The sequence below is a fragment of the Halomonas sp. MES3-P3E genome (assembly GCF_002836035.1).
In the GTDB taxonomy this organism is placed as follows: Bacteria; Pseudomonadota; Gammaproteobacteria; order Pseudomonadales; family Halomonadaceae; genus Vreelandella; species Vreelandella arctica.
The window spans coordinates 46,969-55,107 of record NZ_PJBT01000006.1; the positions used below are offsets into that span (position 1 = coordinate 46,969).

Here is an 8,139-nt window from a genome sequence, read left to right on the forward strand (position 1 = left end):
CCCGTCAAGCGCTTAGACCATGCCGATGCTTTTTAGAATCAGCGTAGATCCGTGTTTGTAGAGGTAACAGTGCCTTGCGAAGTGAAATGGTGGTATCAGTCAGCCCCCATCGCTTGCTAGGAGAATATCTGCCTTGGGGAAGGACATTGTCGTGCCCAATCAACTGATGATGATATTGACGGGTCAATCGTTGTAGATGCTGTGCGGTATCTCGACGGCAGACAGGGTACTGGCTTAGCAATTCAAGCACACAAAGCGAACGCTGAAATGCCTCACAAGGCATTTCTAAACGAAGTATTTCGAGCTCAGCCCACGTTGGCCGATAACCTTTATACCAGATGGAATCTGCAAGTTGCTTGACGTCATCGACTGCGATTTCAAGAGAATGAGCCCCCACTCGATATAGCAGCTTGCGTTTAACAGAAGCTTCCATAACTAGTCCTCGTTACGATAATAATCATCTAGCATCACTTTTAGGTTTCCCAAAATGCGAGTTTCGTCCCCCACATAGTAGCTGATTGCTTCTCGGGCTAACCGTTCAAATTCTTCGATGTCTATATAAGGAAGCTGTAGCAACGTTTGGATATCGCTTTGATCACGGTCACCAAAGCGACCAAGCTTGGTAATTGCTACATCAAGCGCACTCGCAACGTAGACTTCTACGTTGGGGATATTGCTTTGTGTCACTAACCGAATGATGCGATCTTCGTAATCTTCGTGTAAAGGGGCCAGCGTCGCATTGAAACTAGCATCTAGCTCTAGTATTTGTACTACGCCATCTTCATCAGTGAACACATAGGTGTCTTCGTCCAGAAGCGCAACAATATCGGATTTTCTGGCCAAGCCATGAGATGCGACTTCGGCGTCTATATCCGCGCTACCCCGTGCTCGAGAATGAATGTGAACCGCGCAGCCTCCAAATACAATCACTTGAAAAATGCCTTTTTCGCCACTTGCATACACAGACTCAAGCACATCGAAAAACTCAACGAGTGCACGTCCTAACGCTGTTTTGGGCTCGATTATTGGATATTCACCAGGTTCTATCGGCACGTCATCCCCTTCCTCAATAAGCCCAAAACCAACTCTCGCAGTGCTCTCAGCATCAGCCTGTCAAAGCAAAAAGTACACATTTCACCGAATTCCTGAACTACTGCGGAAGCGGCCAACATCCCATAACAAGCTACCAGACGACTCAGTAGCACTAATGGTGGCAGCTTTAGCTCGCGATCGTTATCTCTTACTTATTTAAAGATGATTTTTCAAAGTAATCCAGCGCCGCTGGCGATGGCTGTCCAACCCCGCTTCCAGCAGAGCCATCGAACGCAGGGCGTCGTCGACACTTACCGGTAGCGGCGCTTTATCGCGGATAGCGGCGGCGATGCCCTGGTAATAAGCTAGGTAGTCGCCCGGCAGCGTTGGGTACTCGCTCCGAGTGAGCGGTGCGTTTTCCCCTTCCCCTTCACGCAACGTTAGGATGCCAGGCTGACTATCGATGCCCCACTGCGGGGTAGGCACTTCACCTGCTTTTAAGCGGTCTTCCTGAGGATCCAGGCCATATTTAACGAAACTGCCTTGGGTACCATGAGCCCGAAAGCGCGGAGTGGGGTCGGCGACCAGCGTGCCCGCGGCTAGCGTAACGCGGAAATCCTCATAATCGAGCAAGGCCAGGAAGTCATCGTCGGCCTTGGCGCCATCACGCAAGGTGCCCAACTCAAGCAGAATGGCCTGAGGCATGCCAAACAGCTCGCAGGCTTGATCCAGCAAATGCGGCCCCAGGTCGTACCAAATGCCGCCACCTGGCGTCGCTTTCTCGCGCCAGCGATCACGCACTTCCGGGCGGAAGCGGTCAAAATGTGATTCAAAATTCACCAAACGCCCTAGCTTTCCCGCTTCAAGCAACGCTTTAACGGTTAAGAAATCGCTATCCCAACGGCGGTTGTGAAATACCGACAATAGACACTCTTTTTCATCCGCCAACTTTTTGAGCAACTTTCCTTCAGACAGCGTGACCGTGAACGGCTTATCGACCACCACGTGCTTGCCCGCCGACAGCGCCGCCTTGGCAAGGGAAAAATGTGTGTCGTTGGGTGTCGGAATAACAATCAGATCAATATCGCTGCGCTTGCAAAGCGCCAACGCCTGGAACTCCACCTCTACGTTAGAAAGTGACGCCTGCACCTTAGCAGCATCGCTTGAGGAGACCGCCACCAAATCCAGGCCCTCCGTGGCCTGAATAAGCGGTGCATGGAAGGTTTGGCTAGCGAATCCATAGCCGACTAATCCAACGTTTATAATCGCCTTCATTTGATTCCTTATTCGGGCTGATTGTGTGTTTCAACTTCGCGTTTCAGCTAGGTGTATCAGTCAAGTTTGCTGAGATCTCGAACGGCCCCTTTATCGGCAGAGGTCGCCAGCAGTGCATAGGCTTTCAACGCCGGCGTTATCTTACGGGGACGTTGTTCGGCAGGTTTCCAGGCCGTAGTGCCTTTTGCCTCCATCGCCTCGCGGCGAGCCGCCAGCTCCGCATCGCTCAGGTTGACGTTGATCGTCCGGTTAGGAATATCAATACGGATGATATCGCCCTGCTCGATTAAGCCAATGGCGCCCCCAGCTGCGGCTTCCGGCGACACATGACCAATCGAAAGCCCAGAGGTGCCGCCTGAGAAGCGACCATCGGTGAGCAGTGCGCAGGCTTTGCCTAACCCTTTAGACTTAAGATACGAAGTGGGATAAAGCATCTCCTGCATGCCTGGGCCACCTTTAGGTCCCTCGTAGCGGATTACGACGACATCGCCCGCTTTCACCTTATCCGCCAATACATCGGCAACCGCCTGATCCTGAGACTCGACCACATGGGCGGGGCCTTCGAATACCAGAATCGATTCGTCGACCCCGGCGGTTTTCACCACGCAGCCATCCAGCGCGATATTGCCATACAGCACGGCCAAGCCACCCTGCTCGGAGAAGGCGTGCTCCAGGTCGCGGATACAGCCGGTAGCGCGGTCGCCGTCCAGGCTCGGCCAGCGGGCACTTTGGGAAAAGGCGGTCTGGGTAGGAATACCGCCCGGCCCCGCTTTAAAGAACTCAACCACCTCGGCGCTGGGCGAACGCATGATGTCCCACTCATCCAGCGCGGCCTTGAGGCTGTCGCCATACACGGTAGGCACCGAGGTATCCAGTACGTGTGCACGATCCAGCTCGCCGAGGATCGCCATGATGCCGCCCGCACGGTGGACATCTTCGATGTGATATTTCTGGGTGTTGGGCGCTACTTTGCAGAGCTGGGGCACTTCACGAGAAAGGCGGTCGATATCCGCCATGGTGAAGTCCACCTCGGCTTCCTGGGCAGCAGCCAGGAAGTGCAGGATGGTATTGGTGGAGCCGCCCATGGCGATATCCAGGGTCATGGCATTTTTAAACGCCGCCTTGGAAGCAATGGCACGGGGTAGTAGGTGCGCTTCATCGCCTTCGTAATAGCGTTTGGCCAGCTCGACAATACGATGACCGGCAGTTTCAAACAGGCGACGACGATCTGAGTGGGTTGCCAGCACGGTGCCGTTACCCGGCAGCGCCAAGCCCAGCGCCTCCATTAAACAGTTCATCGAGTTGGCGGTGAACATGCCTGAACAGCTGCCGCAGGTGGGGCAAGCGCTACGCTCGACTTCGGCGAGGGTTTCATCGTCTACGCTGTCATCGGCGGCCATTACCATAGCGTCGACCAGATCAAGGCCATGATTCAGCAGCTTGGTTTTGCCCGCCTCCATGGGGCCACCAGAGACGAATATCACCGGAATATTCAGGCGCAGCGCGGCCATCAGCATCCCGGGGGTAATTTTGTCGCAGTTGGAGATACATACCAGCGCATCAGCACAGTGAGCGTTGCACATGTACTCAACGCTGTCGGCAATCAGGTCACGGCTGGGCAACGAGTAGAGCATGCCGTCGTGTCCCATGGCGATGCCGTCATCCACCGCAATGGTATTGAACTCTTTCGCTACGCCACCCGCTTTCTCAATCTCCCTCGCCACTAGCTGGCCCATGTCCTTTAGGTGAACATGGCCCGGCACAAACTGGGTGAAGGAGTTGGCGACGGCAATAATCGGCTTTTGAAAATCACCGTCCTGCATACCGGTGGCGCGCCACAGGGCGCGTGCACCGGCCATATTACGACCAGCGGTGGTGGTACGTGAGCGATACTCTGGCATGGCGTCCTCTACTCTCTTAATATCTATCTTTTAATAACTATCTCAAAAGCTTTCTTGGATAAAAGCTTAAAGACAATGCTCTATTTTTATTCGCCCACAGCATGAAAGGCCGCGGGCAAGGATGTCTGAATAATCAACGGCCTTCGATTGTGGCATGAGCGCCACGCAGAGACTAGATGCAGCGATTAGATACAGAGGCCAAATGTAGAGGCTCGAAGTAGAGAGAAAAGCGCCATCTTTAGCCTGAGTAGCTCCCTAGCGCTAAAGCTTTTCATTTAGACACCATGCCACCGCTTAGGGTGGCATGGCATTAAACGAAATGATGAAAATCAGCTACCTAACATTCTTTATACCGCCTACTAAAAAGCTTCCCACTGATCGGCATGGGGTTGTGTTGAGAGGGACTGGGGACGTCGCTGAGAAGGGGCCGGCAAACCGCGGGTTGCTTTATTTAAGGCATGGGTTGCACGCTGCAACTTCGCCCGCGCCTCGTTGATGTTCTCATCCTGGGCACCTTCCAAACGGAATGCGTCCACCACGTTGGCAAGCTCATGAGCCTCAAGGGAGAGATTGTCGGCTGATGCCGCAATCGTCTGAACTTTTGAGGCATTCTGCTGAGTGACGTGGTCCATTTCAGCAATCGCCGTGTTAATTTGGCCAATCCCACTGCTCTGTTCAGTGGAGGCGGTACTGATCGCAGCCATCAGTTCACTGACCCGACTCACCTGCTGAGACACCTCTTCAATCGCCCGCTCCGCCTGCTCGACGGCACTGCGGCCTCCGCTCACTTCTTGCGTCGTGCTATCAATCATCTTGCGGATTTCCTGGGCAGCATCCGCGCTCCGCCCAGCCAGGTTGCGTACTTCGCTGGCGACTACGGCAAAGCCGCGGCCATGCTCACCGGCACGAGCGGCCTCAACCGAGGCATTGAGTGCCAGAATATTGGTTTGGAAGGCAATGCCATCGATGACGCTAATCATTTCGGTCATTTTTTCAGCGCTCTGGGCAATACGCTGCATGCGCTCCACCAGTTGCTGCATTTGCTGGCCGGTATCTTTGGTGCTAGCAGCGTTCTGTACCGCCAGTTCGGTTGCTTGGCGGGCATTCTCGGTATTCTGCTGAACCGTCGAGGTCATCTCTTCCATACTCGAAGCGGTTTGCTGCAGTGACGATGCCTGTTGCTCCGTACGCGACGAGAGTTCTTCATTTTCAGCGGCGATCTGTTGGATTGCCGGGGTGACGACCGAGACGCGACTTTCCACATCTCCCACAATACTGGATAAGCTAAAGCGCATGGTATCCAACGAATAAAGTAACTCGCCCAACTCGTCGTTGGTTTGATGATGTCCTTGAGCAGCCAGATTGCCGGCGGCGATTTGAAAAGTGATATAGCGCGCGCCCGATAAACTGCGCAACACGGATTTCAGTATCATCGCGCTCAGGCCAATCATGACCAGAAAACCAATGGCCAGTAATGTTAGCTGGACTACCAGCATCTGTTGGCGTCCGCTTTGCGCCTGAGAGACTAACGCTTCAGCATCGGCGCGCACTAGCTCGACCAAGGTGCTGTTTAGCTCACGCAGCGATTCCGTCGTCGGCACCACGATGTCGTTAAAAGATTCAAAGGCCGCAAACCCATTGCCTTCTTGAATAGCTACCAGGGTGTTTTCCACACTGGCGTCCCATGTGGTCAGCGCACTATCGAATGCTTGGTTTGCTTCAATCTCAGCCACCTCATCGATATTGTAATCAAGCCATAGCGTATTCAATGAGCGGGTATATTCGCCAATTTCAGCGTTAATGGCGTCAAGATCCGCTTGGCGTGGATTACGTACGACCGGCTCCAGCGTCTCGACCGTTTGCCCAATATAGCGTTCGATGTGCTGTAGGGTGGCCACTTCACCCAGCCCAGAGCGATTGAGTGTTTCAAGACGCTCACCGGACACCACCAGGGCGTAAACCCCCATGCCTCCTGCAAGACTTATTAGCAGTAGCGAAGCTACTACCATACTGGTGAGCTTGGCTTTCAGGCTGGTGAGCTGGAACTGGGTCAGTATGCCGGTTAAGCCTTTGCGACGTAGCGCGCCCTGGGTGAGCTTATAGTGGCGGGACTTGCCCTTTTCACGAATTTCAGCGTAAACCTTTTCCGCCCTGGCCACTGCACTGGCAGAGGCTTTGCGGCGAACGGAGGTATAGCCTGCGATGCGTTCACCGTCCCGTAGTGGTGCAACGGTGGCATGCACCCAATAGTGATCGCCATTTTTACGGCGGTTTTTGACCACGCCTTGCCAGGTTTCTCCGGCTTGAATCGTTTTCCAGAAATCCGCATAAGCCGCTTCTGGCATATCAGGGTGACGAAGGAGATTATGCGGAGCGCCGATTAACTCTTCACGGCTATAGCCACTGACCTCAACAAACGTAGGGTTCGCGTAGGTGACATTCCCTTTTAAATCCGAACGGGAAATGAGCACCGTTTCTTCGCTCAGGACGTATTCACGGTGGGACACAGGCTGGTTGTTGCGCATTAATGCTCCGAAAATTAGATGTTCTTAATTTTACTAAATCAGCCGCTATTATGCGCCATTATGGCTATTGTTGGGTTATAACAAAGTGAACAAATCTGACACTCCCCGCCTGCCGCGCTCCGCGCTATCGGCGAGGGTTCTTGGGTCGCCCCAGAACCTTCCTGCTTCAACACGCCTTCACTAGATAGCGGCTAGGCCGCTATCCCCGCTCCGGTCGCTCCACAGGCTAACCCTGCCAGTCCGGCAGTTTGAATATTCTTCGCGGCGTTAATATCGCGATCTATCGGTTGGCCACAGCCTTCGCAATGCCAGTGACGCTGTGACAACGGTAGCTTTTCGACCTGATGGCCGCAGCCGTGGCACACCTTGCTGCTGGGGAGCCACTGGCTGACCTTCACTACCTGGCGTCCCGCCCAGGCGGCTTTGTACTCAAGTTGGCGGACAAATTCGCCCCACCCCGCATCGCTGATGGCCTTGGCTAGATGACGGTTTTTGACCATGCCGGTGATGTTCAACGACTCGACACACAGCACTTGGTTGTCGTTAATCAGTGTTCGGGTCGCTTTGTGGATTGCATCACGGCGGCAGTCCGCGATCTTGGCATGCAGCCGCGCCACTTTCTGGCGGTATTTTTGACGGTTATTCGAGCCTTTCCGTTTCTTGGCTAACCGGCGTTGCAAGAACGCCAGCTTGGCCTCGTAGCGTTTAAAATGTCGTGGGTTCCCCGACTTTTCGCCTTCGCTGGTGATAAAGAGATCGGTCAACCCAAGATCAATACCCACCATGTTGGGCGTGATTGACAAAGCCTCTGGCGTGACCTCACACAAGCAGCTAATGAAATATCGGCCTGCACGATCGCGGGAAATCGTGATGCTCGACGGCGCACTCGGTAGCGGGCGGCTCCATCGGATCGGTAACGCCACCGTCGACTTGGCGATCGTGATCTCTCCATCGCGATAGCGAAAGGCGGCTTTGGTTAACCGGATCGATTGTCGACCCTCTTTTTTCTTAAAACGTGGGTAGCGTGCCCTGAGCTTGGGATTAAAGAAGTTGTCGAACGCGGCTTTTTGATCGCGGAGGGTTTGTTGCAGGATGACGCTCGATACCTCTTTTAACCATGGATATTCTACCTTCAAGTCAACCAGGCGCTTTTCCGCTGCGGAGTGAGAAACACTTTCCCCATGCTGCTGATACGCCTCAGTGCGAAACGCCAATGTGTTATTCCAGACAAAACGGGCACAGCCGAACGACTGTGCCAACAGCACAGCCTGCTCGGCGGTGGGATAAAGTCGTTCTTTGTAGGCACGCTTTGTCATACTGGATAAATTAGGCTATGTTGTCATCTTCTGTTGATGTGCTTTAAATATACTGTATAAAATACTGTATGTGTAGTCTTCGTGTGGAGA

General features: G+C 53.7%; 6 protein-coding genes. All 6 read right to left on the reverse strand.

Annotated elements, in window-relative coordinates; all coding sequences use genetic code 11:
- Positions 1 to 4 precede the first annotated feature (4 nt).
- Complete coding sequence (locus tag CXF87_RS02320) at positions 5 to 433, reverse strand: hypothetical protein (RefSeq protein WP_101145329.1); 429 nt, start codon at positions 431 to 433, stop codon at positions 5 to 7.
- A gap of 2 nt (positions 434 to 435) precedes the next feature.
- The gene (locus CXF87_RS02325) at positions 436 to 1,053 is read right to left on the reverse strand and encodes a DUF6036 family nucleotidyltransferase (protein WP_101145330.1); all 618 of its coding nucleotides are present in this window, start codon (positions 1,051 to 1,053) and stop codon (positions 436 to 438) included.
- Positions 1,054 to 1,248: 195 nt separating this feature from the next.
- Complete coding sequence (locus CXF87_RS02330; protein ID WP_101145331.1) at positions 1,249 to 2,307, reverse strand: oxidoreductase; 1,059 nt, start codon at positions 2,305 to 2,307, stop codon at positions 1,249 to 1,251.
- A gap of 56 nt (positions 2,308 to 2,363) precedes the next feature.
- Positions 2,364 to 4,208 (reverse strand): dihydroxy-acid dehydratase, encoded by a 1,845-nt coding sequence (ilvD, locus tag CXF87_RS02335; RefSeq protein ID WP_101145332.1) that lies wholly within the window; start codon positions 4,206 to 4,208, stop codon positions 2,364 to 2,366.
- A 359-nt stretch (positions 4,209 to 4,567) separates the two neighbouring features.
- Complete coding sequence (locus CXF87_RS02340) at positions 4,568 to 6,733, reverse strand: methyl-accepting chemotaxis protein (protein WP_101145333.1); 2,166 nt, start codon at positions 6,731 to 6,733, stop codon at positions 4,568 to 4,570.
- 191 nt (positions 6,734 to 6,924) lie between these two features.
- Complete coding sequence (locus CXF87_RS02345) at positions 6,925 to 8,049, reverse strand: RNA-guided endonuclease InsQ/TnpB family protein (protein ID WP_101145334.1); 1,125 nt, start codon at positions 8,047 to 8,049, stop codon at positions 6,925 to 6,927.
- Between the last annotated feature and the right edge of the window lie 90 nt (positions 8,050 to 8,139).